At 63.4% G+C, this 24,808-nt stretch carries 23 protein-coding genes; 13 read left to right on the top strand and 10 right to left on the bottom strand.

From position 1 onward, the window contains the following. Window positions 1–91: 91 nt before the first annotated feature. Together ACVMDN_RS36915 and ACVMDN_RS36920 are read left to right on the top strand one after the other, a co-directional pair. Window positions 92–1,654: an alkaline phosphatase D family protein gene (locus ACVMDN_RS36915; RefSeq protein ID WP_456835846.1), complete on the top strand. Its 1,563-nt coding sequence runs from the start codon at window positions 92–94 to the stop codon at window positions 1,652–1,654. Window positions 1,655–2,200: 546 nt separating this feature from the next. Then, complete coding sequence (locus ACVMDN_RS36920; RefSeq protein ID WP_371852199.1) at window positions 2,201–2,962, top strand: N-acetylmuramoyl-L-alanine amidase family protein; 762 nt, start codon at window positions 2,201–2,203, stop codon at window positions 2,960–2,962. Window positions 2,963–2,984: 22 nt separating this feature from the next. Here the strand turns inward: ACVMDN_RS36920 and ACVMDN_RS36925 are convergent, their stop codons facing one another. After that, window positions 2,985–4,106 carry a hypothetical protein gene (locus ACVMDN_RS36925; protein WP_076834965.1) on the bottom strand — a complete coding sequence of 374 codons (1,122 nt, stop codon included), beginning with the start codon at window positions 4,104–4,106 and terminating at the stop codon, window positions 2,985–2,987. 92 nt (window positions 4,107–4,198) lie between these two features. Beyond that, complete coding sequence (locus tag ACVMDN_RS36930) at window positions 4,199–4,573, bottom strand: response regulator (protein WP_076834966.1); 375 nt, start codon at window positions 4,571–4,573, stop codon at window positions 4,199–4,201. A gap of 201 nt (window positions 4,574–4,774) precedes the next feature. Between ACVMDN_RS36930 and ACVMDN_RS36935 the strand changes: the two genes are divergently transcribed. After that, window positions 4,775–5,539, top strand: coding sequence for a Crp/Fnr family transcriptional regulator (locus ACVMDN_RS36935; protein WP_057021301.1), 765 nt, complete (start codon window positions 4,775–4,777; stop codon window positions 5,537–5,539). Between the two features lie 36 nt (window positions 5,540–5,575). Here ACVMDN_RS36935 and ACVMDN_RS36940 read toward each other — a convergent pair whose 3' ends face one another. Beyond that, the gene (locus ACVMDN_RS36940) at window positions 5,576–6,925 is read right to left on the bottom strand and encodes an IS701 family transposase (RefSeq protein ID WP_076828966.1); all 1,350 of its coding nucleotides are present in this window, start codon (window positions 6,923–6,925) and stop codon (window positions 5,576–5,578) included. A gap of 265 nt (window positions 6,926–7,190) precedes the next feature. Here ACVMDN_RS36940 and ACVMDN_RS36945 point away from each other — a divergent pair, with 265 nt between their 5' ends. Both ACVMDN_RS36945 and ACVMDN_RS36950 read left to right on the top strand, forming a co-directional pair. Continuing rightward, window positions 7,191–7,775 (top strand): hypothetical protein, encoded by a 585-nt coding sequence (locus ACVMDN_RS36945; RefSeq protein ID WP_244559035.1) that lies wholly within the window; start codon window positions 7,191–7,193, stop codon window positions 7,773–7,775. Window positions 7,776–7,981: 206 nt separating this feature from the next. Further along, window positions 7,982–8,752 (top strand): response regulator transcription factor, encoded by a 771-nt coding sequence (locus tag ACVMDN_RS36950; RefSeq protein ID WP_057021302.1) that lies wholly within the window; start codon window positions 7,982–7,984, stop codon window positions 8,750–8,752. 15 nt (window positions 8,753–8,767) lie between these two features. Here ACVMDN_RS36950 and ACVMDN_RS36955 read toward each other — a convergent pair whose 3' ends face one another. From ACVMDN_RS36955 to ACVMDN_RS36970, 4 genes are all read right to left on the bottom strand, one after another. Next, window positions 8,768–10,240, bottom strand: coding sequence for an HlyD family type I secretion periplasmic adaptor subunit (locus tag ACVMDN_RS36955; protein WP_076834968.1), 1,473 nt, complete (start codon window positions 10,238–10,240; stop codon window positions 8,768–8,770). Beyond that, window positions 10,237–11,973, bottom strand: a complete 1,737-nt coding sequence (locus tag ACVMDN_RS36960) for a type I secretion system permease/ATPase (RefSeq protein ID WP_083715240.1) — start codon at window positions 11,971–11,973, stop codon at window positions 10,237–10,239. Before ACVMDN_RS36960 ends, ACVMDN_RS36955 begins: the two co-directional genes overlap by 4 nt. 156 nt (window positions 11,974–12,129) lie before the next feature. Continuing rightward, complete coding sequence (locus ACVMDN_RS36965; protein WP_028343759.1) at window positions 12,130–12,588, bottom strand: hypothetical protein; 459 nt, start codon at window positions 12,586–12,588, stop codon at window positions 12,130–12,132. Window positions 12,589–12,852: 264 nt separating this feature from the next. Further along, the gene (locus tag ACVMDN_RS36970; protein WP_244559036.1) at window positions 12,853–14,232 is read right to left on the bottom strand and encodes a hypothetical protein; all 1,380 of its coding nucleotides are present in this window, start codon (window positions 14,230–14,232) and stop codon (window positions 12,853–12,855) included. A gap of 301 nt (window positions 14,233–14,533) precedes the next feature. Between ACVMDN_RS36970 and ACVMDN_RS36975 the strand changes: the two genes are divergently transcribed. From ACVMDN_RS36975 to ACVMDN_RS37000, 6 genes are all read left to right on the top strand, one after another. Next, on the top strand, window positions 14,534–15,253 hold the full coding sequence (locus tag ACVMDN_RS36975) for a prolipoprotein diacylglyceryl transferase (RefSeq protein ID WP_076834971.1): 720 nt from the start codon (window positions 14,534–14,536) through the stop codon (window positions 15,251–15,253). Continuing rightward, entirely contained in the window at window positions 15,234–16,679 is a 1,446-nt protein-coding gene (locus tag ACVMDN_RS36980) for a radical SAM protein (RefSeq protein WP_076834972.1), read from the top strand. Before ACVMDN_RS36975 ends, ACVMDN_RS36980 begins: the two co-directional genes overlap by 20 nt. Then, complete coding sequence (locus ACVMDN_RS36985; protein ID WP_076834973.1) at window positions 16,676–16,954, top strand: hypothetical protein; 279 nt, start codon at window positions 16,676–16,678, stop codon at window positions 16,952–16,954. Before ACVMDN_RS36980 ends, ACVMDN_RS36985 begins: the two co-directional genes overlap by 4 nt. Window positions 16,955–16,965: 11 nt before the next feature. Continuing rightward, a complete protein-coding gene (locus tag ACVMDN_RS36990) occupies window positions 16,966–17,187 on the top strand; it encodes a hypothetical protein (protein ID WP_076834974.1) in 222 nt (73 codons plus the stop codon). Window positions 17,188–17,463: 276 nt separating this feature from the next. Beyond that, complete coding sequence (gene typA, locus ACVMDN_RS36995) at window positions 17,464–19,290, top strand: translational GTPase TypA (protein WP_016847242.1); 1,827 nt, start codon at window positions 17,464–17,466, stop codon at window positions 19,288–19,290. A 164-nt stretch (window positions 19,291–19,454) separates the two neighbouring features. Then, window positions 19,455–20,705 (top strand): flavin monoamine oxidase family protein, encoded by a 1,251-nt coding sequence (locus ACVMDN_RS37000; protein WP_076834975.1) that lies wholly within the window; start codon window positions 19,455–19,457, stop codon window positions 20,703–20,705. A 42-nt stretch (window positions 20,706–20,747) separates the two neighbouring features. On the opposite strand, the gene ACVMDN_RS37005 is transcribed toward ACVMDN_RS37000, so the two are convergent. The 3 genes from ACVMDN_RS37005 to ACVMDN_RS37015 all read right to left on the bottom strand — a co-directional run bounded on the left by ACVMDN_RS37005 (window position 20,748) and on the right by ACVMDN_RS37015 (window position 23,135). Further along, entirely contained in the window at window positions 20,748–21,155 is a 408-nt protein-coding gene (locus tag ACVMDN_RS37005; RefSeq protein ID WP_076834976.1) for a thiol-disulfide oxidoreductase DCC family protein, read from the bottom strand. A gap of 58 nt (window positions 21,156–21,213) precedes the next feature. After that, entirely contained in the window at window positions 21,214–22,542 is a 1,329-nt protein-coding gene (locus ACVMDN_RS37010; RefSeq protein ID WP_076834977.1) for an SDR family oxidoreductase, read from the bottom strand. A 125-nt stretch (window positions 22,543–22,667) separates the two neighbouring features. Then, window positions 22,668–23,135, bottom strand: coding sequence for a DUF2269 family protein (locus tag ACVMDN_RS37015; RefSeq protein WP_076834978.1), 468 nt, complete (start codon window positions 23,133–23,135; stop codon window positions 22,668–22,670). A 374-nt stretch (window positions 23,136–23,509) separates the two neighbouring features. Between ACVMDN_RS37015 and ACVMDN_RS37020 the strand changes: the two genes are divergently transcribed. Together ACVMDN_RS37020 and ppa are read left to right on the top strand one after the other, a co-directional pair. Continuing rightward, a complete protein-coding gene (locus ACVMDN_RS37020; protein ID WP_016847248.1) occupies window positions 23,510–24,019 on the top strand; it encodes a GNAT family N-acetyltransferase in 510 nt (169 codons plus the stop codon). A 165-nt stretch (window positions 24,020–24,184) separates the two neighbouring features. Next, the gene (ppa, locus tag ACVMDN_RS37025; RefSeq protein WP_028337382.1) at window positions 24,185–24,715 is read left to right on the top strand and encodes an inorganic diphosphatase; all 531 of its coding nucleotides are present in this window, start codon (window positions 24,185–24,187) and stop codon (window positions 24,713–24,715) included. Window positions 24,716–24,808 lie beyond the last annotated feature (93 nt).

Consider the following 24,808-nt stretch of genomic DNA (forward strand, 5'->3'; position numbering starts at 1 on the left):
ACTCCCGCCGCTGTAATCTCTCCGTCATGGAATTTTTCTAGGTCTTGGCGCGCCTGCGGCGCATTGTCGCTGTGACCTGAGGAGGCTCCCTATGACGATCCGGTTCTCGCGAAATCTCACCCGCCGACGCTTTCTCTCCACGGCGGCTGCGGCCGGCGCCGGCGTGATTGCGATGCCCTATCTGTCGCGCGCCGCCGACCGTCCCGTGATCACCCATGGCGTGCAGTCCGGCGATGTCGGCGTCGACGGCGGCGTGGTGTGGGCGCGTGCGGACCGGCCGGCGCAGATGATGGTCGAGGTCGCGACCACTGAATCGTTCAAGGACGCCCATACACTGCCGCCGATCACGGCGCTGCCCGAGAGCGACTTCACCGCCAAGATGCTGCTGGAGAACCTGCCCTCCGGCCAGGACATCTTCTACCGCGTCCGCTTCCGCGACCTCGCCCATATCGACATCGTCGGCGAGCCGGTGGTCGGACGCTTCCGCACCGCGCCGAGCGACCGCCGCGACGTCTCCTTCGTGTGGGGCGGCGATGTCGCCGGCCAGGGCTGGGGCATCAATCCCGACGACGGCGGCATGATCACCTTCGCCGCGATGAAGAAGCACGCTCCGGATTTCCTTCTGCACTCCGGCGACACGATCTACGCCGACGGCGTGATCCCGTCCGAGGTGAAGCTTCCCGACGGCAAGATCTGGAAGAACGTCACTATACCCGAGAAGGCGAAGGTGGCCGAGACGCTCGACGAATACCGGGCCGCCCACAAGTATAACTTCCTCGACAACAACGTCCGCGCCTTCAATGCCGAGGTGCCGATCTTCGTGCAGTGGGACGATCACGAGGTGACCAACAATTGGTCGCTGTCGAAACAGCTGCCGGCGGCCTACAAGGAGCGCGACATCACCGTGCTCGCGGCGCGCGCGGCAAAGGCCTTCCACGAGATGTATCCGATGCGCGAGAGCATCGTCGAGCCGGGCCGCGTCTATCGCACGCTGAGCTACGGTCCGCATCTCGACGTCTTCATGCTCGATGAGCGCAGCTATCGCGGCCCCAACGGCCCGAACCTGCAGGAGCAGTACGGCCCCGACGCCTATTTCATCGGCCCGGATCAGATGGCCTGGCTGAAGCGCGCGCTGCTCAACTCGCGCGCCACCTGGAAGGTGATCGCCTCCGACATGCCGCTCTCGCTGATCGTCTATGACGATGCCGCCAACAAGAAGGGCTCGGAAGCCTTTGCGCAGGGCGATGGCCCGGCGCGCGGCCGCGAGCTCGAAATCGCCGACATCCTGCGTTTCATCAAGACCGCGGGAATCGTCAACACGGTGTGGCTGACCGCCGACGTGCATTACGCCGCCGCGCACTACTACAACCCGAACAAGGCCCAGTTCCAGGAGTTCGATCCGTTCTGGGAATTCGTCTCCGGCCCGCTGCATGCCGGCACGTTCGGTCCGAACGAGCTCGACAACACCTTCGGCCCCGAGGTGAAGTTCATCAAGGCGCCGGGCGAAGGCAACCAGAACCTGCCGCCGTCGGCCGGCATGCAGTTCTTCGGCCACGTCAAGATCGACGGCAAGAGCGCGCAGATGACGGTAAGCCTGCGCGACCGCGTCGACGCCGAGCTGTGGGCGATCACGCTCGACCCGAAGCCGGTCTAGTGTGCTGAATGCGAAGTTCGTGCGATTTCGCGGCAGCCACTTTCACGAACTTCGCATTCATAAAGCACACTAGAATTATAAGTTTGCTAGTGTCCTTATCGAATCCGAGGTTCGCTCCGAAGGTGCGGCAAATGATGCGAACTTCGGATTCGGGACACTAGTTCGGTCACAGCCACGACGGAACCGGACTCTTGGTCTTGACGGCCTTGCCGCCAAGGCGAGGCAACGCGATTGCCGGGGATGGACCTCCCCGGCATCTTCCGGTACCGATGTCAGAGCCGTTATGCTGGGGGCCCGGAGGGGCGGAGCATGAGGCGCTGCGAATTCTTTCGCGTGCTCAGTGGTAGCGTTGCGAGGTTTCGGCCTCGCCGCTTGTTGGTCGTCGCGATCGCAGTGTTCGCGCTGCTGCCGATCGAAGTCAGCGATGCCGGCTGGCTGCCCGATCTCTTCAGGAGCTCACCCAAGCATGCCAAGTCGCCGAAGCGCGCGAAGGCGACAAGGGCTGCCAAATTGGCAAGGCACCGCGCTCCGCCCAGGCACCGCGCTATGCGGCTGGCCGCCCTTGGGCCAGTCACCCTGCCGCTTTCGGCTCTCAAGCCGGCCGCTGCCAAATGCGATCCCGCGACGTTCCGGATCGTGCTGGATGTCGGACATACCGCGCAATCGGAAGGCGCGATCAGCGCGCGGAATGTCGCCGAGTTCACCTTCAACCTGCGCCTTGCGCGGCTGATCGAGGAGAGGTTGAAGGCCGAAGGCTTTACCGAAACCAGGCTGCTACTGACCGAAGGCAAAGCGAGACCGAGCCTCTTCAAGCGGGTCGCCGCCGCCAACAATCTGCACGCGGATCTGCTGATGTCGATCCACCATGACTCCGTGCCCAACAAGATGCTCGAGGACTGGGAGTTCGAGGGGAAGAAAAGCCACTTCAGCGACCGCTTCAGCGGCTACTCCGTGTTCGTCTCCCGGGACAATCCGGACTTCAAGACCAGCCTCCGGTTCGCCGAACTGGTCGCCGGGGAAATGAAGGCCCAGGGCCTGCATTATGCCGAGCAATACAGCCAGGCCATCATGGGTCGTTACCAGCACCCGTTGCTGAACAAGGATACCGGCGTCTACAGCAATGATGAACTCATCGTGCTGAGAAAGACCGCGATGCCCGCGATCCTGCTGGAGGCGGGCTCGATCATCAACCGGGACGAGGAACGCGAGATGGACTCGCCCGAGCGCCAAAACCTCATCAGCAGCAGCGTTGCTTCCGCCGTGAAGGAATTCTGCGAGCCGCGATGGGCGCTGCTCGGTCCACCCTGACGGCCGAGCGATCGACTCCTCCTCAGCCCGGCTTGCCCGACTTGATCTCCTTGAACTTGGCAAGCGCCTGCTCGAACTTGGCGTTGAACAGCCACATCGCATCGAGGATCTCGCGGAAGGTCGCGGATGTTCTTACCCGGTCGGCCCGGCCGAACGCGAAGACGCTGTTGTTGCGCAGATATCGCATGATCCTGGGATCGGAAATTCTGTAGCCGACGAGGTTGCCCGATTTGAGCGCTGCCCTGGTCGGCGTGGGAATGATCTGGATCAGCTCAAAGACCTTCATCTGATCGATCGGGTCCGGCAGCGCTTTCTGGATCGCCGCGACCTGCGGGAAAAGTTCGGCGTGTGCGTTCATGAGGCCGTCCCGCACGGCGGTCCAGTGATTGAACCTGTGGTCGAGGTTGCCGACCCGCGCCTCTTCCCGGTCGTCGCGACGGCTCAGCGCAGGATCGAGCGTCGCGATCGACCCCTTGATGGCAGCCCATTTCCTTCGGCCGTCGCGATCCTCGGACGGGCCGGTCTGCAGGCTTCCTTTATAGGTGTTCGATCGTGCATTGCCCGCATTCTGCTTGCCGTTCGTCTCGGCAAAGAAGAGGCCGAGGCTGATACGGCCCGCGACGGCGGCGTCGGCGGCATCCAGACCCTTGGCGCGCGCGATCACCGTCGCCAGATCGACCACGTCCTTGAATGGCGTATCGGATGTTTGCGCACCGGCGGGCGGCGCCTCCATGACGTCGAAGAGCTTCCTGTACTCATCGAGCAGCGGCTCATCGTCGGCGTTGAAGTAGGCCGGGGGGATTCCGAATCTGTTGGGTCTGCCAATCCTGGACGGAAGCGCATCGGTGAGGTCCTTGTAGGCGCTCATCATCTCGACACGGGCCAGATAGATCGCCTGGCCCGGCAAGTCGGGCAGCGGCTGATTGGCATCGATCTGCGCGCGGCGCTGGCGCAGGATCGACTCGAAGCCCTTCAAGGCTTTGTCATAGGTCTCAAGCGCGGCCGATTGCTCGCTCGAAAGTGCGGCCGGCGTAGCGAGAGCTGGCGACACGAAGCGACCGACGACGGCCGAGCCGAACGGCGGCGCTGGCAGCAGCCCGAGAGCGAGCGCGGCTGCGGGCGCGGCAAAAATCCTGACCACCATGACGCTTTCCCGAAGCGCTTGCGTCACCGAATCCGACAGGCTGGATGGTAGACGACGAACGCGCCGACGGCGAGGCCGAAGCCGGCAATGCGTCAACGTCCGTTTCGCAGCGCCGCCTCCAGCGCCTCGCCCGAGCACGGCTTGGTCAGCCGCGGTTTGTCGGCGAGCGATGCCGGCAGCCGGATGTCCGCACCATAGCCCGTGACGAACGCGAACGGCACCTTCAGCGCATCCAGCCGCTCGGCGATGGCGAACGTCTTCTCGCCCCTGACGAGGCCGACGTCGAGCAGCGCGAAATCCGGCGCGCGTTCGGCGATCAGCTCGAGCGCCCGGGCGACGTTCGTGGCGGTGCGCACCGTCCGGGCGCCGAAGCCGAGGATGGTGTCCTCGAAATAGAGCGAGATGATCGGATCGTCCTCAACCACGAGGACGTCACCGGGCATGCCGGCATTGGGGGTGAAGTCCATGGCGTGCCAGTTTCCGTTTTTAAAGCATGGATGAAAGACCGGATCAGTCCGGCCGGATTGGCCCGCGACCGGCGCCTGAAAGCACGCCGGCTGTTCCCGAGGTGAAACCCATCACATCGCGGGCTGCCGCGTCTGTTCACTAGTGAACATAAATCTGGGAACTTTCCGATTATGGTCCGCGTTGGGTTCTCAGGATTTCCAATGATCACGAAACGGACCGAGTTGGCCGGGACGAGTGACCGGCCGTTCAACAATCTTTTGCGCCGGCTGAACGCCGCCGATTACGAACTGATCGCGCCGCACCTTGCCTTGGTCGAGGCCGCGGCCGGCGATCTGCTCTACAATCCCGGCGACGACGTCCAGACCGTGCATTTTCCTTGCGGGCCAAGCCTTGCGTCCTACATGGTGCCCAATGAGGACGGCCGCGATGTCGAGACCATCCTGGTCGGTCGCGAGGGCGCGGTCGGCGGCATCGTCAGCCAGGGCTTCCTGCCGGCCTACACCCGCATCACCGTCAAGTTCGGCGGCCCGTTCGCGCGGCTGCCGGTCAGCAAGCTCGACGCCGCCAAGCTGACGTCGATCTCCGTGCGCAACATCTTCGCGCGCTATGCCGATTGTATGCTGGCGCAGATCTTTCAGTCGACCGCCTGCAATGCGATCCACTCGATCGAGCAGCGCGCGGCGAAATGGATCATCTCGGCGATGGAGCGCACCAATGGCAACGGCATGGTGCCACTCACGCATGAACAGCTCTCGACTTTGCTCGGCGTCGGCCGCAGCTACACCAGCCGCGTGATCCAGAACTTCAAGGCGGAAGGCGTGCTCGAGACGCGTCGCGGCGCGATCGTGATCCGCGACGCGGACAAGCTGCGGCAGCGCTCTTGCCTGTGCAACGACGCCGTCAAGGATCATTTCGAGGAAGTGCTGCGCGGCGTGTATCCAAGCGAGGACAACCCGCAGAACTAGCACTACTTTGGCAGATTGTGTTTTCGCCGCTGTTTTTCACGGATTTGCTTTCGGCAATATGGGCACTGCTGAGACGGCGGCCGAAGGATGAGATCGACGATGGCGTGACGTACGGCTGGCATGGTTGGCTGAGGCGGAGGCCCGTTGATTCTTTTTTTTCCGCCCCGCGTATGCGAGGCGACGATGTTGCAGGAAGGCGTAGGCAATCATTGTCATCAAGGCGTGGCGATGAAGACCTTGCCATGATCGCCCTTCGAAGTGATCAAGTCCAAGTTCCTCCTTCAACTGCTGATGCGCCTGCTCACAAATCCACCGTGCCTTGATGGTGGCGGCCAGCGTGCGCAGATCCGTCGCCGCCGGAAGATTGGCCAGATAGTATTTCTTCTCCCCGGACGCACGTTGCTCGCCAATGAGCCAGGCTTCGTCGCCTGGGAGATGCTGCTGACCTTTATCCCATATCCGCTGCGGAGGGCCGTCGGCGGTCCGGACACGGAGAGCAGCAAATTGGGCTTTCAGCCGACCTTTCGTCCCGCTACGCCAACTCACGGTTTTCCATTTGGCGCTGGCGAGCATTTGTTCTGCGGCAATCGATAAGATATCGGGCACGTGGTGCTTTCGTGGTTTTCCGCGGACCTTGGTAATCGGCCAAATGAGCTTCACATCGACCGGATACACTTTCTGGTGCCGAGGGATGCCGACAGCCCAGGTCAGCCCGCGCTCTGTTAGCCCTTGTCGAAACGGTGCGCTGAGGCCGTATCCTGCATCCGCCAGCACACATCCAAAGCGCACGTTGGCTGCCATCGCGCGGTCAATCTCGGCTAGAGCAATCTCGGGCTTGGACCGTGCCGTTCGATGTTCGACTGGCACGCGAGCGCGCTTCAAACGAGATATGTCGCTTGTCCAACTGTCAGGCAGAAAGAGACGTAACGCGACCATCACGGGCACTTCGCCGCGAGCAAGCGTCAAAGACACCAGCGTTTGGCAATTTGCCGTTTTACCGAGAGCCGACGCGTATTGAGCCGCAACACCGACCGAGCGCTCACCCTTCTTGGGAAGTGAGGTGTCATCAATAACCAGCACCGCATCCCTGCCGCCGACAAGTCGGTCCGCCTGGTTGAGCAGCTCTGTCTCCAGCGGCGTCGCGTCCCAGACACCGTCCGCAATGAAATGGTGCAACTGGTCGTAGTTGCTCGCGGCAAGGCGTTCCGCCATCGGCTGAACGCTCTTGCGATCGCCCGGACCGATCAATCCCGCAACATACAGAGGACACATCCGCTGCCGGGTCTTATGACCCAGCCGGTCCAAGAACGGCATCAGCCAGCGTTCGAGTTCGTCTTCCCATCCGGGCATGGTCAGCCCTCCAAGAGCCGACCACCCATGAATCATTGAAAAATTGATTCGGGAATCCTATAAAACGCGGCAAAATCAACAATCTGCCAAAGTAGTGCTAGGGTGTGTACTCATTATTCGTCGCATCCGCCATGCTTCCGGAAGCCGACGCTGAACCCGATATCGCCGTAGGGGTTCGTCCTATCGCCCCAACCCCGCGCGCTTAATGAGCGCTTAACGCTTTTGCGCAACAGATAGGATCACCAGCGCGGAATTAGTCCTAGTTATGAGTGCGAACCGAGCTCCCGAGGAGGGGAATCGGATGGGACTGCTTTTTGTCGGAGCGCTGGCAGGAATCCTGATCGGCTTTGGCTGGTTCGCGCCTTCCCGAGGGGATTTCCTTGGGTGTGAGTCAAGACCCTGTTTCGACAAGGTTGCAGTCGCCCGACCCACGGAGCCAGTGCCGGCGGCGTTAGCGCCCGCGCCTGCGATCGTCAAATCGAATTCTGCAACCCCGGCAAAATCCGGCAGGAGACCATCATCGAAGAAACACGGACCGCCCGACCTCGCCAAGGCGGCGTCCCCGCGGACGAGGATCAACGTCCCGACACCCGAACACGCCGCGGACATGGCAGATCCTGTCCTCACCAAAGCGAAGGTCACGATTGCAGCGCAGATAGAGGATCCGGGATCGGCCGAATTCAGCGACATGAAGCGCGCCATGCGAAAGAACACGTTCGGACGCGCCGTGGATACGATTTGCGGGCGCGTGAAAGGAAGAAGTGCGTCGGGCGGAGAGACTGGAGGGAGGCCGTTTCTGTATCTTGTGAAGGAGGATGAAGCGTATGTCGTCGACGGCAAGTCGGGGTCGGCGGCGTCAACGGCGTATCGAAATATCTGCAAATAGGGGATGCGTCGACCGCGCCACGGCGCGCGTCCAAATGATTTGAGCGGAAAGAATTTCCCACCGAGGCGCCAGGCTATCCCGCAATGGATGCGATCCTGATGTCGGGGCTGCGCGTGATGATGCATTCAGGATGAATGCCGCAACGGTAAATGCGCAATACGGATCGATGGGACTGTCGCAGAAATTCTTTTCATTCCGAGGAAATCATGGACGACATAACCTCAAAACGGCTCAATGGAGCGCTTCACGTACCGGTTCTGGTGATCATCGAGCCGCACCTGTTGCCCCGCACATGTATTCTTAACGTCCTCAGGCGGGAATTGGCCGACTTCGAGATCCTCGACATGGCAACAGTCCGAGGCCTGGACTGCATGTCAACCCGCGACGTTCGTCTGGTGCTGCTGAGCATCGCGGACAAGCCCATCGGCGATCCCTCGGTCGAGGACGATCTCGCCTTCGTGGCCGAGCACTGTCCCAATGCCGCCGTCGCAATCCTGTCAAACCATGACGACGAGCCGACCGCGCAAGCCGCGATGCAGCGGGGTGTTCGCGGCTTTCTTCCCACCTCGCTACCAATCGAGGTCGTCATAGCCGGCCTGCGCCTTGTTCTTGTCGGCGGCGTCTACAGGCCGTTGCCGGTCGCCGAGATGAACAGGATGCCGGGTTTCGATCCGCCGGACGCGCGCGGGCTTGCGTCCGCATATCTGATGAACGAGGCAGCCAGGGCGGCCATCGACAGGAGCGGTCTCACGCCTCGAGAGCAGCACGTTCTCGCGGAATTGGAGCTCGGCCTGCCCAACAAGCTGATCGCAGCCAAATTGAAGCTCTCGGAAAGCACCGTCAAAATGCACATTCAGCACATCATGAGGAAATGTGCCGCTCACAATCGCACGGAAGCGGTCCTCCGCTGGCGCGGCCGGTCGCTCGCGCAGAATCGCGATCACGACCCGGGCACAGCCCCAATGCCGGAGACCTAGTCACGCTGAGCGGGATCAATCCTCTCTGAATGCACCGCGGAAGCTGTCGAGCAGGGGCCTGAGCGCGTAAAGTGCGACGGTACCGCGCCCCGTGGTGATGAACACTTGAACCGGCATACCGGGGACGATCTGGAAGTCGTTTGCGGCGATCTGCGCATCGTCGATCCGGATCTTGGTCGCGTAGTATGGCTGGTCGGTACGCTTGTCGAGTAGCCGGTCTGCCGATACGTGCACGACGATTCCCTTCAGGCGCGGTACGCGACGCTGATTGTACGGCACGAGATGCACCTCGGCATTGAGGCCGGGATGAACCACATCAATGTCCTCGGGCCTCAGGCGGGCGGTCACGATGAGGCGGTCTTGCCGCGGCACCAGCTCCATGAGCGGAGCACCCGCCCCGATGACGCCGCCCGTCGTATGGATCCGCAAGTCGGTTATCGCGCCGTCCTCAGGCGCCTTCACCTCCGTTCGCGATAGCTGGTCCCTGGCCGCAAGCAACCGTTCGCGGAGCTGGAACATCTGGTTCTGTGCTTCACGAAGCGACTGTGCGATCTCGCTCTGCCTGTCGCTCTCGAGCTTGAACAATGTGGCCTGCTGCTCGCTGATGACCTGCCCGGCGCGAGAAATCTGCGCGGTGATCTCGCCGCGGCGCCCCTCAACGTCGGCCAGTTCACGTTGCAGGTTCAGAAGCCGCGGCCGCCGTTCGAGTCCCTTGTTCACGAGCGTCGTGACCATATCCAGTTCTTCCCGGACGATGTCGACCCGCTGCCCGGTAGCGTTCTGCTGAGCCTTGAGACCTTCGATCTCCCTCTCGACTTGAAGCCTCCGTTCGCGAACGACCGCAAGCTGCGACTCATGAACCTGCCGGCGCGCCAGAAAAATGAACTGCTGCGCCGATACCGCGGCGGCGGCCACCCCATTTCGCTTGCTGTCCTGCTCCAGCGCGCTCGGGATTGCGATGCTCTCGAAGTTCTGCTGCTCGGCCTGAAGCCGTGCGGCACGAGCAATTGCATCCCACAACTGGCCTTGAAGGCTTTGCACCTCCGAACCGGGCCGTGTGTCGTCCAGCGCGATCAGCGTCTGTCCGCTTCGCACGATATCGCCGTCCGCAACCAGGATCTTCCTGACGATCCCGCCTTCCAGGTGCTGAATCGTCTTGCGGCTCGATTCTGATTCCACGACGCCGGAAGCGATCGCGGCGCTCTCGAGAGGCGCGAGGCACGCCCATGTGCCAAGCCCCAGCATGAAGCAGAGCACCAGCAGGTTGCCCGCCAGCGTGATACCGCGAAGCCGTCTACGCGGAGAGATGGGTGTCGGGGTCGCACACCATGGATATTCGAGGGGCTCGAAATCGTCGATCGCGGTAACCACGACTCCGAGCCGTCCGGCGAGCGGGGGGCTTGCCGGCGCTCGCACGAGCCGGTCCCAGATCGTGGGTAGCCTCGATATCGTGGGAAGCTTCCAGATGGTGAGAGGATTGCGGATCATGGCGCAATCCGCGATGTAACCTGGGGTCGGTTCAGGTGCCGCTCAAAGATTTCCTCGCTGTCGCCGAAAGCGACGACCGCCCCCTCTTCCATAATGGCAATCTTGTCTGTGGCTGCGAGGAGACCCATACGATGAGTGACGACGACCAGGATGACACCGGCGAGCTTCATGCGCTCGATAGCGTCCAGCAGCATTCGCTCGCCCCCGTAATCGAGACTGGCATTCGGTTCGTCGAGAACGATCAGGCGTGGACCGCCGAAAAAGGCCCGGGCAAGACCGAGGCGCTGCCGATATCCGCGCGAGAAGGATTTTTCACGGTGAATCACCGTGTCGTACCCGTTCGGCAGGCGCATGATCGCCTCATGAATTCCGACCAGCTTGGCCGCTTCCACGACCTTCCGCCGATCGGCATCATCAAGCCGTGCGATGATATCGCTTATCGTATCGCCGAGCAGGTCGATGTCCTGGGGGAGATAACCGAGACGGTGACCGCTTAGGCCCTCGCGAAGCAGCGAGACGTCGGTATTGTCGAGCAGGACACAGCCATGAGTTGGCGTCGACAGCCCGGCAATCACCCGGCCAAGCAGGGACTTGCCTGACCCGGACGCACCGATAATGCCAAGACATTCTCCGCTCGCGAGCGTGAACGAGACACCGTTCAGCAGCAGGTGATTGGTCCCCGATAGCCTCACGCCGACGTTGTCGACAACGAGACCGCTCGACGCCTGCCGCTGCGAAACCTCCGGATCCTGCTGTCCGGCGGCGGGGGACGCGGCGAGAACCGCGTCGAGCCGCTGACAGGCACGCACGGCCGTCCTGAGTGACTTCCAGCCTGCGATCGCACTTTCGACCGGCGCGAGCGCGCGGCTGAACATCAGTGTCGAAGCAAAAATGATCGCCGGACTCTTTCCGTGCTCGAGGACAAGCCACGCGGCAGCCCCCATTATCAACACCTGCGACAGCGCGCGGACCGGCTTGGTGACCAGCATCACGATCTCGCTTCGCCGGACTGCCACATCGTGCTCTATGCGTGCCTGCTGCGCGTCATGATAGATCGCGCGCGCAGCGCTATCGAGCATTCCCATGGCGCGGATCATATGGATGTTGCCTGCGGCGGCCTGGAGGCGGCCGTAGCTTCTGGACAGCGCGGCGCCGGATCTGAGCAGAACGTCCTCGGTAACCAGATCTCCGGCAACCGTGAGAGCGAAGAGGAAAGCCACACAGCAGGCGCCTACCACGCCAAGCAGGGGATGGATGAGAAAGAGGACCAGGAGGAACAGGGGCGCCCAGAGTGCGTCGAACAGCATCGGACATGCGCCGGAATCGATGAACTGGCGCAGCGCGGTGAGATCCCGATATGCGTCCGAAGCCCGCGTCCAATCGCTGCGAAACGCGGATTCGAGGCTGGCCGAAAGCACGCAAGGACGGAGCCGATCGTCGAGCCAGGCGCCAAGGCGACCCAGGACAGCGCGCCGCAAGGCATCGAACACGCCGCCGACCACGACCGTGATCGCGACAATGAGCGTGAGCAGGAGCAGCGTGTCGCCGCTCCGGCTCGACAACACCCTGTCATAGATCTGAAGAAGGTAGATGGAGGGCGCAAACAAAAGCAGGTTGTAGCTGCAGCTATACGCGAATACGAGACCAAGCGGTCCCGCACAGGACCAAAGGGCCGCGTGCAGTGGCGTCGAGATCTGCGGCAGGACAGGCAACCGAATGGGCGGCATCAGCATGATCGTCACCGCCTGAAATCGGAGTCCGGCGCACTTGCCCGACGGCCAACGCGATCTGCCAAGAAGCGCATCGGCAGGGCATCGGCGGGCATCGGCTTGAACTGCGGGACCGGCAGCAATGGCCGCCGGTCCCGCCGTGGTCGGACGAGCCGATGGTCAGAATGTATCGAGGTGGAAGCTCACTTCTCCACCCAGCGCGGCGTTGCCGTCTCCGCCATTGCCGCCGATGCCGGCCAGGACCTCCTGGTGCTGGTCCACCGCGAGCTTGTTGATCTGAGTGGCATCCGTATTGGCATATACCTTGGAGGTATCGTGGCCGCTGTAGGATTTCTGGCTTCCGTTCGACTCGGCGCTTCCGCCATGGGCCTTCGCAAACACCGAGGCCGTCGCGTTTGCGCCGCCGGCGTCCCAATCTGCGGTCTGAGTGACGTGGTCGCCGGTGTTCACATGCACATCGGCGCCTTCTGCCTTGTTGGTTGGATCGAAGTTGAGGGTCGGCTTGCTGATGATAGCTCCCTTGAAGGTACCGTCGCCGCCATTTCCGACACTTTGACCACCGGTGTTGATCGATTTGAATTCGATCGAATCCGAGATGCTGATCGCCTTGGGCAACATTTGAGCCTCCGTCCTTGTGTTGGCTGTCGTGCATCATCCATCCCGATCAGGCGGACGCGCACGGGCGAGTCTGATCCGGCGATGCGCGCTGCCGATAGATGTCAAATCGGACACCATCCGGCTTGGTCGACCTACGTACGAAAGTATGACATTCGTCGCGCAACATCGGAGCTCGAAACATCGGGAGGCGCCCCTGCGCGAGATTTGCATGCGCAGGGAGTCCGCTACCTTGCGACCGGCCTGCGCGAGCGGTGCGATGTTTCGCTATGCCAACAGGTGAAGATCGGACAGAAGATGGGCGGAAAGATCGCCACCCAGCGCGAGATTGCCGTAGCCGCCGTCCCCACCAAGTCCGGCAATCTGGACCGCACTCTGGTCGATGTGCACATTGTTGACCTGATCGGCCACGGCCGTCGAATGGGGCCCCGCGATTGCGATATTGATGGGTGCATAGATCGCGACGCTGACATCGATCAGGCTGCCGGCAAAATAGCCGTTGCCGCCGTTGCCTGCGCCGTTCGAGCCGGTCGCAATCGTGTCGGAGCCGCCCCACAAGCCGTGGGAAAGAAGGCTTGCATGGCCGCCCGTCGCGGCGTTGCCATTGCCGCCGTGCCCGCCCATAGCGGCGATCTGAACTACGGATTGATCCACGTTAGCGTCATTCGTCTGGACTGAATGAACGTTGGAGCCATAGCCCGCGACTGCGATGTTGATCGGGTCGTACACCAAGATCGAGGAATGCACGAGACTCCCGTGGAACGCGCCGTCGCCGCCATTGCCGGCCTGACTCCCGCCCGTTTGAACGTCCCAGACACTCCCTCCGTTGCTTGATCCCCAGCTGGGGTCGAGCGTGATGATGCTGCCGCCGACGGCCACATTGCCATTTCCGCCACTGCCGCCGACGCCCGCGACCTGCGTAGCCGATTGATCGATGTCGACTGTGTTCGATTGACTTGCATGGGCCGTGCCGCCTGAGCTCGCCACCGCAATATTGATCGGATGATAGATCACCACGGGAGCGTCCACCAACGCACCCGAGAAATGGCCGCTGCCGCCATTTCCGGCGCCGTTGTCGCCGCTCCCGATCACGCCGGGGCCCAGGGAAGCACTGATGCTGCCCCCCGATGCAAGGTTGTCATTCCCACCATGTCCGCCGACGCCGGCGATCTGAAAGGCGGATTGATCGACATTCAAATCGTTGGACTGGTTGGCCACGGCGGCCGAGCCGTATCCCAAACTCACCGAAATGTTGATCGGTTCATAGATCAACAGGGACGCGTGAATGATACCTCCGTAAAAGTAACCGTCTCCGCCGTTCCCGGCGGTGTTCGCCCCGCTCTCGATCGAAACGATGCCCGTCGCGGAATGGGATGCGCCGGCAGCAGGCTTCGTTGCCGAAGCATCCAGGCTCGCCGCAGTGTGGTTGCCGACGTGGCCGTACGTGTCGACCCCCGACGCGGTGGGATGGTCGGATTGGCCTGGGCCAGAGTCATAGGGCGGGGAATTCGACGTCGCGGGATGCGCATAGAGCCCTGCAAACGGGCTGCTCGGTGCCGGACCCGACTCGTCGTCACCATCGTGCCCATCGTCGCGATGAAAGGCGTGATGCAGCCGGATCCCGTCCGACATCCGCGAAAAATCCATCGTAGCCTTCCTCATCGCAATCGCTCCGCGCAATCGGGACGGGTTTTGCACTCCGGACAGAATGTCATCTTGGTAAGGTCGAAAGCCCAGCCGTCAGTTCGGATATAGCGCTTCGGATGGACGCCGTAACATCGGCTATATCCGTTCTGGCGCGGTTACAGCCTTTGTCGTTTTGCGGGCTGGCGTCGCCGGTGTGGTCCATCAGCCCGCCGCTCCCAGGCGGACGGGTTATAACCTCGTTCCGCCATTGCAATCGGGAAGCCGCTATCGCGGACCGCGAAAACCGCGCTACACTCGCCTCATGAGTGGGGCTGAACTTCACGCCGTTTTCGACGTCGCAGCATGGGGCGCGGCGGCCATCGCGATGTGGTGGCTGTCCCGGGTGCGGGGGCTGCAATTCCCGCGGCAATCCTTCGAGCTCACCTACATCGCCGCGCTGGTATTCGGCGCCGGCATCGGCGCCTACATCCTCGGCACGCTGAACCTGTGGTTCTCCGGCATGTCCGGCATCGCCCGCTCGGTCGAGGGCGCGCTGGCCGGCGGCATCGTCGCGATCGAGCTCTACAAATGGCGACACGGGATTTCGTTGCGCACCGGCGCGCGGTTCGCGCTGCCGCTTGCGATCGGCGTCGCGGTCGGCCGTCTCGGCTGCTATTTCGCGGGGCTCGAGGACTTCACCTATGGCACGCCGACCATGCTGCCCTGGGGCCATGATTTCGGCGACGGCGTGCTGCGCCATCCGGTGCAGCTCTATGAAAGCCTGGCGATGGCGGGGTTCGCGGCATTCTATGTCTGGGCCGTATTGAACCGAAATGCCGCCGTCATCACCAACGGATTCTACCTCGTGCTGTTCTACTACGGGCTGCAGCGCTTCCTGTGGGAATTCATCAAGCCCTATGGCGCGCTGATCGGACCATTCTCGCTGTTTCACCTGCTGTCGCTGTTTGTCATGATTTACGCCGCCGTCATGCTGGCGACGGCGCCGAATGTGAGCTTGAAGCATGAACGCGCCGCTGCGTAAGGCCCGCCCTTACATCTTCTGGGGCCAGACCCAGTCGCTATGCGAAACTTGCCTCACCCTGGTGCCGACCAAGATCCAGATATCAGGCAACGAGGTCTGGTACGAGAAGCGCTGCAAGCAGCATGGCGTGCAGTCGACGCTGGTCTCGACGGATGCGGCCTATTGGCGACTGTGCAAGGATTTCATCAAGCCCGGCGACCGGCCGCTCGCGTTCCAGCGCCACACCGAATTCGGCTGCCCCTATGATTGCGGGCTGTGCCCCGACCACGAGCAGCACTCCTGCCTGGCGCTGATCGAGATTACCGAGCATTGCAATTTAACCTGCCCGGTGTGCTTTGCGGATTCCTCGCCGGCGCGCACCAGCTTCACGCCGCTGGCGAAGATCGAGAAGATGCTGGACGCGCTGGTCGCGAGCGAGGGCGAGCCCGACCTGGTGCAGATCTCCGGCGGCGAGCCGACGCTGCATCCGGATTTCTTCGCCATTCTGGATGCGGTGCGTGCCCGCCCGATCCGCCATGTCATGATCAATACCAACGGCCTCAGGATCGCGCGCGAGCCCGACTTCGTGGCGAAGCTCGCCGAGAACAAGCGCGGGCTTGAGGTCTATCTGCAGTTCGATTCGCTGCAGCGCGAGGCGCTGGTCAATCTGCGCGGCGCGGACTTACGCAAGATCCGCCAACAGGCACTGGAGAGTCTCGAGCGCGAGGGCGTCTCGACCACGCTGGTCGCGACCATCAAGCGCGGCATCAACGACGGCGAGACCGGCGACATCGTCCGCCACGCGCTGACCTGGAAGTGCGTCCGCGGCGTCACGCTGCAGCCGGTGCAGGATGCCGGCCGCAACGAGCATTTCAACAAGGACACCGACCGCATCATGCTGTCGGAGATCCGCCGGCGCGTGATCGAGACCGGGGTGTTCGGCGCTGACGACATGATCCCGTTGCCCTGCAATCCCGAGAGCATCTCGATCGGCTACGGCCTGCGCAACGGCGACAAGGTGCTGCCATTGACCTCGCTGATCCCGCAGGAGCAGCTCATCGCCGTGATGCCCAACACCATCAGCCCGGAGAAGTATCCGGTGTTGCGGGAGAAGTTTGTCGACCTGTTCTCGCTGTCGTCGGGGCCGCTGAACACATCGGAGCGGGTCTGCGAATTGCTGTGCTGCCTGCCGAGCTTCGAGGTGCCGGAGGGGCTGACCTACGAGAACGTGTTCCGCGTCACCATCGTGCAGTTTCTCGACCGCTTCAATTTCTGTGTCGGCAACGTCAAGCGAAGCTGCATCCACTTCGTCACCGAAAGCGGCGCGATCATCCCGTTCGACACCTACAATCTGTTCTACCGTGACGGAAAGATCGACGGCATCCGCGCCGCGCTGGCCGGCCAGACCTATCGTGAAGCCCGGCAAAGCGAGGAGGCGCCGCGATGAGCGAGACCAATCCACCGCCCATCCCGCCTGCACCACCGGAGCCACCCTACCAATACGTCCCGCCGCCACCGTCACCACGCAGCGGCTGCGCCACCGCGTTCATGGTGCTGTTCGGGCTGGTCCTGCTGCTGCCGGGGCTCTGCGCCCTGCTGTTCGGGTTCGGCGTCCTGAGCGAGTCGAAAACCGATCCCTCCATTCTCTTCCTGATCCTGCTCGGGCTCGCGGTCTGCTTCGCCGGCGTGATGCTGATCCGCGCCGCGATTAAGGGACGCTAGTCCGGGGTATCGTGAGCAGTTTTCTGCAAAACCCGGAACAGAGACAGCGCAACGGCTGCCTGACCGCCCTCATGCTGGTGGTAGGGGTGATCCTGCTGATCCCTGGCGTCCTGTGCGCCATTCTCAACGCCAAGATGGGCGCCGGGGCCGGCGGCGACCCCATCACCATGTTCGTGATGATGGTGGCGCTGGGTGGGCTTGGCCTGATCGTGTTCGCGATTACCCGGAAGTAGGACCTGAAAGCCCCTCAAAACCCGCCTTTGGAACCAAAATCAGCCCTCCAAACAGCCAATAAATCATTGTTTTTTGGCGTTTTCTGACTATATTGCGCCGCAACGCGCAAGGTGCCCGGTCCTCTGACCGGGCTTCCTTTTTGGGGTGATGCGTCCCCGTCAAATTTCTTGGGTATGAGCGTGATCCGGGCCCGAATGGGCCACGCGAGCGAGCGGCCGGCCAAACTGGTCCGGCGAGATCGCGCATCTGACCATTGCACGACCAGAAGAAGAGCCATGAACCTTCGCAACGTCGCCATCATCGCCCACGTCGACCACGGCAAGACCACCCTCGTCGACCGCCTGCTGCAGCAATCCGGCACCTTCCGCGAGAACCAGAAGGTCACCGAGCGCGCCATGGACTCCAACGACCTGGAGCGCGAGCGCGGCATCACCATCCTGGCCAAGGCCGCCTCGGTGCAGTGGAAGGACATCCGCGTCAACATCGTCGACACCCCCGGCCATGCCGACTTCGGCGGTGAGGTCGAGCGCATCCTCAACATGGTGGACGGCGCGCTGGTGCTGGTCGACGCCGCCGAGGGCCCGCTGCCGCAGACCAAGTTCGTGGTGTCGAAGGCGCTCAAGATCGGGCTGAAGCCGATCGTCGTGATCAACAAGGTCGACCGTCCCGACGCACGCCCGACCGAGGTCATCAACGAGGTGTTCGACCTGTTCGCGGCGCTCGACGCCAGCGAGGAGCAGCTCGACTTCCCGATCCTGTACGGATCGGCCAAGCAGGGCTGGATGGCGGAGAGCCCGGAGGGTCCGAAGGACCTCGGCATGCAGCCGCTGTTCGACCTGATCGTGCGCCACGTCGAGCCGCCGAAGGTCGAGGAAGGTCCGTTCCGCATGATCGGCACCATCCTCGAGGCCAACCCCTATCTCGGCCGCATCATCACCGGCCGCATCTCCTCGGGCTCGATCAAGCCGAACCAGCAGGTCAAGGTGCTGTCCGCCGACGGCAAGCTGATCGAGAGCGGCCGCCTGACCAAGATCCTCGCCTTCCGCGGCCTTGAGCGCACCCCGCTCGAGGAGGCCGAGGCCGGCGACATCGTCGCGATCGCGGGCCTCACCAAGGGCACCGTTGCCGACACCTTCTGCGATCCCACCGTCGAGACGCCGCTGCCGGCGCAGCCGATCGATCCGCCGACGGTGTCGATGTCGTTCATCGTCAACAACTCGCCGCTCGCCGGCACCGAGGGCGACAAGGTGACCTCGCGCATGATCCGCGACCGCCTGATGCGCGAGGCCGAGGGCAATGTCGCGCTGCGCGTCGTCGAGGCCGCCGACAAGGATTCCATGGAAGTCTCCGGACGCGGCGAATTGCAGCTCGCGATCCTGATCGAGACCATGCGCCGCGAGGGCTTTGAGCTCTCGGTGTCGCGCCCGCGCGTCGTGCTGCAGAAGGACGAGGCGACCGGCGCCTGGCAGGAGCCGATCGAGGAAGTCGTGATCGACGTCGACGAGGAGCATTCCGGCGTCGTCGTGCAGAAGATGAGCGAGCGCAAGGCCGAGATGATCGAGATGCGCCCCTCCGGCGGCAACCGCCTGCGGCTGGTGTTCTACGCGCCGACCCGCGGCCTGATCGGCTACCAGGGCGAATTGCTGACCGACACCCGCGGCACCGCGATCATGAACCGCATCTTCCACGGCTATGCCGCCTACAAGGGCGAGATCCAGGGCCGCCGCAACGGCGTCCTGATCTCCAACGACCAGGGCGAAGCGGTGGCCTATGCGATGTTCAAGCTGGAAGACCGCGGCCCGATGATGATCGAGCCGGGCTGGAAGGTCTACAAGGGCATGATCGTCGGCGAGCACACCCGCGACAACGACCTCGAGATCAACGTGCTGAAGGGCAAGCAGCTCACCAACATCCGCACCACCTCGAAGGACGAGGCGGTGCGCCTGACGCCGCCGATCCGGATGACGCTGGAAAAGGCGCTCGCCTATATCGAGGACGACGAGCTCGTCGAGGTGACGCCGAAGTCGATCCGACTGCGCAAGAAGCACCTCGACCCGAACGACCGCAAGCGCGCCGAAAAGGCCAAGGAAGCGGTGGCGTAAGCTGTCATGCCCCGGTTCGACCGGGGCATCCAGTACGCCGCGGCCCATCAGTTCAATCGCTACTGTCTCTGGAATACTGGATCACCCGCCTTCGCCTGCGCGGGTGATGACAGTCATGCATGTGGCGGCTTCAGGCCCGGCGGCGGACGTGCTAGAGCCGGGACATGACTTCCCCTCCCTCCACGGTCGATGTTGCCATCATCGGCGCCGGCGCCGCCGGCCTCGGTGCCGCGAATGCGCTGAAGGACTCCGGCCTCTCCACGATCGTGCTGGAAGCCCGCGACCGCCTCGGCGGCCGCGCGCATACGATTCAGGCCGCGCCTGACGTGGTGTTCGACGTCGGCTGCGGCTGGCTGCACTCGGCCGACCGGAACAGCTTTGTCGGCATCGCCCGGCAACTCAACTTCGAGCTCAACAAGGACTTGCCGCCGTGGCGCGAGCGCGCCTACGGCGAGGCGTTCCCGCAGGCCGCTCGCGACGACTTCACGCACGCACTCGACCAATTCTACGACCGCATCGAGCAGGCGGCGCGGCACGGCAAGGACTGCCCGGCCAGCCTGTACCTCGAGCCTGGCAACCGCTGGAACCCGATGATCGATGCGATCTCCACCTATGTGAACGGTTGCGAGCTCGACCAGGTCTCGATCCTCGACGTCGACGCCTATGAGGACACCGACGTCAATTGGCGGGTGCGGCGCGGCTATGGCGCGCTGGTCGCGGCCTATGGCGCGCAGGTGCCGGTGGCGCTGAACTGCGAGGTCAGCCTGATCGATCACTCCGGCAAGCGGATCCGCATCGAGACCTCGCGCGGCGCGCTTGAGGCGGACAAGGTGATCGTCACCGTGCCGACCAACCTGATCGCCGATCAGACGATCCGCTTTTTACCTGCGCTGCCGGACAAGCTCGACGCCGCGCGCGGCCTGCCGCTCGGCCTTGCCGACAAGGTGACGCTGGCGCTCGCCGAGCCCGAGGCGCTGCCGAAGGAAGGCAATCTGCGCGGCGCCACCATGCGCACCGAGATGGGCACCTATCACATCCGCCCGTTCGGCCAGCCCTGCATCGAAGGTTTCTTCGGCGGCCGTTTTGCGCGACAGCTTGAAGATGCCGGCGACGGCGCCATCGCCGCGCACAGTATCGACGAGATCGTCTCCTTTCTCGGCAGCGATTTCCGCCGCAAGCTGAAGCCGCTCAGCGAATCCCGCTGGGCCCATGACCCGTTCGCCCGCGGCTCCTACTCGCACGCACTGCCCGGCCACGCCGACAAGCGCGCCGTGCTGGCCGCGCCGGTCGACGGGCGGCTGTTCTTCGCCGGCGAAGCGACGTCGCCGGAGTTTTTCTCGACGGCGCACGGCGCGCGGGACTCGGGCGAGCGGGCGGCGAGGGAAGTGGCGGATGGATTTCCGCATAAGGGGTAGCCGTCAGATTGGTCATTCCGGGATGGTCCGAACGACCAGACTTCACTCCAGCACCCTCGCCCGCATATCCGCGTCGGGCACGAAGCACGTCTCGTACTTCCCGAAGATGCGATAGCGGTTGCGGGCGATCAGGCTGTAGACGGCATCGCGCAGCGGCTTGGGGACCGCGAACAGTGTGCGGGTCCAGCGCCAGCCGGGCAGATGGCTCAGCACCGTCAGCGCCGCGTCGGACTTCATGTAGGCGACGCCGCCATGGACGACGGCGTTGGTGTCGGGGTCGTCAGGATCGATGCCGAAGCTCTTCGCCAGCCGCGTGCCGTAGCCGGACTGGATCGGCGTGAAGCGAAAGCGGCGTGCCGTGTCGCGGGCGATGACGAAGCGGACCCAGCGCGAGCAGAAGATGCAGACGCCGTCATAGAGGATCACGTCGTCGTCGGGCCAACTGCTCATCTCGATTCCCTCAACGCGTTTTCTTCACGCGAACCGGTTCCCACTTCGCTCGAAAACGCTACCGGTTATCCAGGATCAACAGCGCGACCAGCATCAGCACGATCGCAGGTCCCGTCTTCACCAGCGCGCCGAGCGGCTCGATCCAGAGATCCGGCGTCAGGATCGCCGATCCCGCCATGTAGCCGAGCGAGGCGACGATGCCTGCGATCAGACCGAACGCCGCGGTGCGACGGATCGCGATCAGCACCCCGATGCTCATGTCCATCAGGCTGGTCAACACCGTCACCGGCCCGACCAGCGCCGCCGGGAAATGGTGCGCACGCAAAATGCCCGCCGCGGCGTCATAGGAGATCACCAGCGCGATGAAGCCGGATGCGACCCAGAACAGCACGAGGCTTGCGAAGATCAGCGCCTTGATCAGGAACAGCCGCGCGAACCATTTATCCTGAATGGTCGCGGGGCGGCCGCCGACCGCTTGCGCGATTGTCGTCGGCACGATGCCGGTCGCTTGCATCCAGCCTGCGGGATCGCCGGTGACGCCGCGGCGCAGTTCGGCGATCGCGGTGGAGCGCAGCGGCGGCATCCAGCCGAGCCGGCTCGCGAGATCGCCGAGGCGGGCGCCGAGATCGATCAGGACCGGCGGCGTCGCGATGCGGACATGCTTTGCCGTGCCGAACGACCGGCGGAACTGGGCGATGACGCCGCCGAGCGAAATCGGCTGCTCCTGCATCAGGTCCCATGTCACCGATCGCACCGCTTCATCGGCGACATCGCGCGCCGCAAGCCAGGCGATGGTGGCGGCGATATCCTCGACTGCGACCGGCTGGAACGGCGTCGCCGCCTCCTCGGCCGGCAGATCGACCGGCAGCGCCGCCAGCGCGCGCAGCATGGCGCTGCCGCCATAAGCCGACGGCGCGATGACGAAGCCCGGACGCAGGATCGCATGGGGAATCCCGGACGCCGCGATCAGCCGCTCGGCCTCGCGCTTGGTGGTGCTGAAGGCGGTGCGGTCCGCCTCGGCCGTGCCGGGAATCGAGATGTGGACGAGACGGATGACGCGGTGGCTGTCACGGATCGCCTGCAACAGCCGCGCGACGAGGTCGCAATGCACCGCGCTTGTGTCGCTGCCCGGACCATCCTGCAGCACGCCGAGGCAGTTCACGACGATGTTGACCTCGTGCGTGCGAAGCAGCTGCGTCAGCGCCGCGGCATCCATCGACATGACAGGCAGCTCGATGTCGGTCGCGCTGATTTTCTGCGCCGGCGTGAAATGCCGCGCGACCCCGATCACGTGAAAGCCGCGCGCCCTCAGATCGTCGGTGATGGTGCGCCCGATCAGGCCCGAGGCGCCGAGCACGAGGATGTTGTGTGATGCGTCGTCACTCATGAGGCCCCAGACTATTTGGCGTCATTCCGGGGTGCGAAGCGAACCCGGAATCTCGAGATTCCTCGATGCGCAATTGCGCATCTGCGGTTCGATGCTTCGCATCGCCCCGGAATGACGACACTGCGCTAAAATGGTTTCGCGATCATCAGCCAGAGGATGATCATCACCGAGCCGAAGCCGGGAATACCGAACAGGATCCAGCGGCGAAACAGCGCAAAATAACGCGGCGGCAGCGGAAGACCTTTTTCGACGGCCGCCTGCGCAAGATTGCGCATCTCCATCTGCATGAAGACGACGGGAACCCAGAACACGCCGGCCAGCACATAGAGCGCAAGCGAAATCGCCAGCCAGCGCTCGGTGATGCTCGTTGCCGACAACAGCATCAGCAGTCCGCCGCTCACCGGCTGAAGCAGCACGGCACTCAGCGTGAAGATCATGTCCGCGATCACGACGGTCGCCGCCGTGCGCGCGATGAACGCCACATCCTGCGTGCGATGCGCCGCCAGCATGAAGAAGGCGATGCCGGTCCCGGTGCCCAGGATCACGATGGCCCCGAGCACGTGCAGATATTTGATCAGGAAGTAGAGCGTCATCGCAGTCCGCTCGTGATCAGGCCAACTTCGGCGCGCACAAATACCGCCGCTGCCATAGGCCGGTCGGGCGCGAAAATCCACTGCGGCGGGGCAGGCGTGGCGCGGTCGGAGTACCCACATCGCGTCTGGATTCGCTCGCAGAATCCTGGCCGCGAATCAGCCCCCGAATGAGCTTTTTCCAACTATGGCAGTGTCATACTGCGCTCGCGATCCACGCTTTGCACAGCTCCGGATCGGCGGTTGGCCGCTTGAACTCCGGCAAGTGTCCTCTTTCGGAACAAGTTCTCACGACACTGATGCAAAAAATCCACAGATTAACCGATAATTAACGATGGACCTTGAAGGCGGCCCGCCGACTTGCTTTGATTACAGGCATGAGCACAACGCTAATCGAGGTCCGGCCGGCCAAAGCTGCAGACGCGGCGGCGGTGGCGTCTACCCATGACGAAGCCTGGCGCTCGGCGTATCAGGGAATCATCCCCGGCGCCGAACTCGAAAAGCTGATCAATCGCCGCGGCCCGCAGTGGTGGGACAGCGCCATCCGCAAGGGCAGCCGCGTCAGCGTGCTGGTGTTCGGCGACCGGATCGCAGGCTACGCCAATTACGGCCGCAACCGCGCCCGCAGCCTGCATTTCGAAGGCGAGATCTACGAGCTCTATTTGCGGCCGGAATTCCAGGGGCTTGGCTTCGGCCGGCGCCTGTTCGCCTCCGCCCGCCGCGACCTGATGCAGAGCGGCCTCAAGAGCATGGTGATCTGGGCGCTCTCCGACAACGAGCCGGCGACCGAGTTTTACCGTGCGCTGGGCGGCCGGATGGTGGCGCGCTCTTCGGAGCGGTTCGGGCCCAAGTCGCTCGACAAGGTCGCTTTCGCCTGGGCCAACTGAAAATCCTGCTTCTCTCGCAGCTGCAGCAAGGCTAAACCAGCCTCCAGCGCTGCGCGCGTCGGCCAGCCCGGCCCCAAGGCCGGGCCGGGAGCCGTTTCGCGGCCCGGCGGCGCCAACCAAAAAATCACATCGTTCTCAACTTCCAAAGGCCACGCGGAGCAATCCATGCGTATCGACGCCATATCGATCGGAAAAAATCCGCCCCACGACGTCAACGTCATCATCGAGGTTGCCGTCGGCGGCGAGCCAATCAAGTACGAAATGGACAAGGAAGCCGGCACGCTCGTGGTGGACCGCTTCCTCTACACGCCGATGCGCTATCCCGGCAATTACGGCTTCATCCCGCACACGCTGTCCGGCGACGGCGATCCCTGCGACGTGCTGATCGTCAACACCCGCGCGATCGTGCCGGGCGCGGTGATGAGCGTCCGCGTGGTCGGCGTGCTCCTGATGGAGGACGAGGCCGGCGGCGACGAGAAGATCATCGCGGTGCCGTCATCGAAGCTGACCCAGCGCTACGACAAGGTGCAGAACTACAGCGACCTGCCCGACATCACGCTGCAGCAAATCCAGCACTTCTTCGAGCACTACAAGGACCTCGAGAAGGGCAAGTGGGTGAAGGTGCTACGCTGGGGCGACGCCGACGAAGCCCGCAGGCTGATCCTCGAAGGCATCGAGCGCGCGAAGAAGAAGTGACTATCCTCGCCCCGCTTGCGGGGAGAGGTCGGATCGCATGTAGCGGAGCGGAATGCGATCCGGGTGAGGGGGTACAGGTCTTTCGACAGTCCC

It is taken from the genome of Bradyrhizobium sp. USDA 4510 (assembly GCF_054059095.1).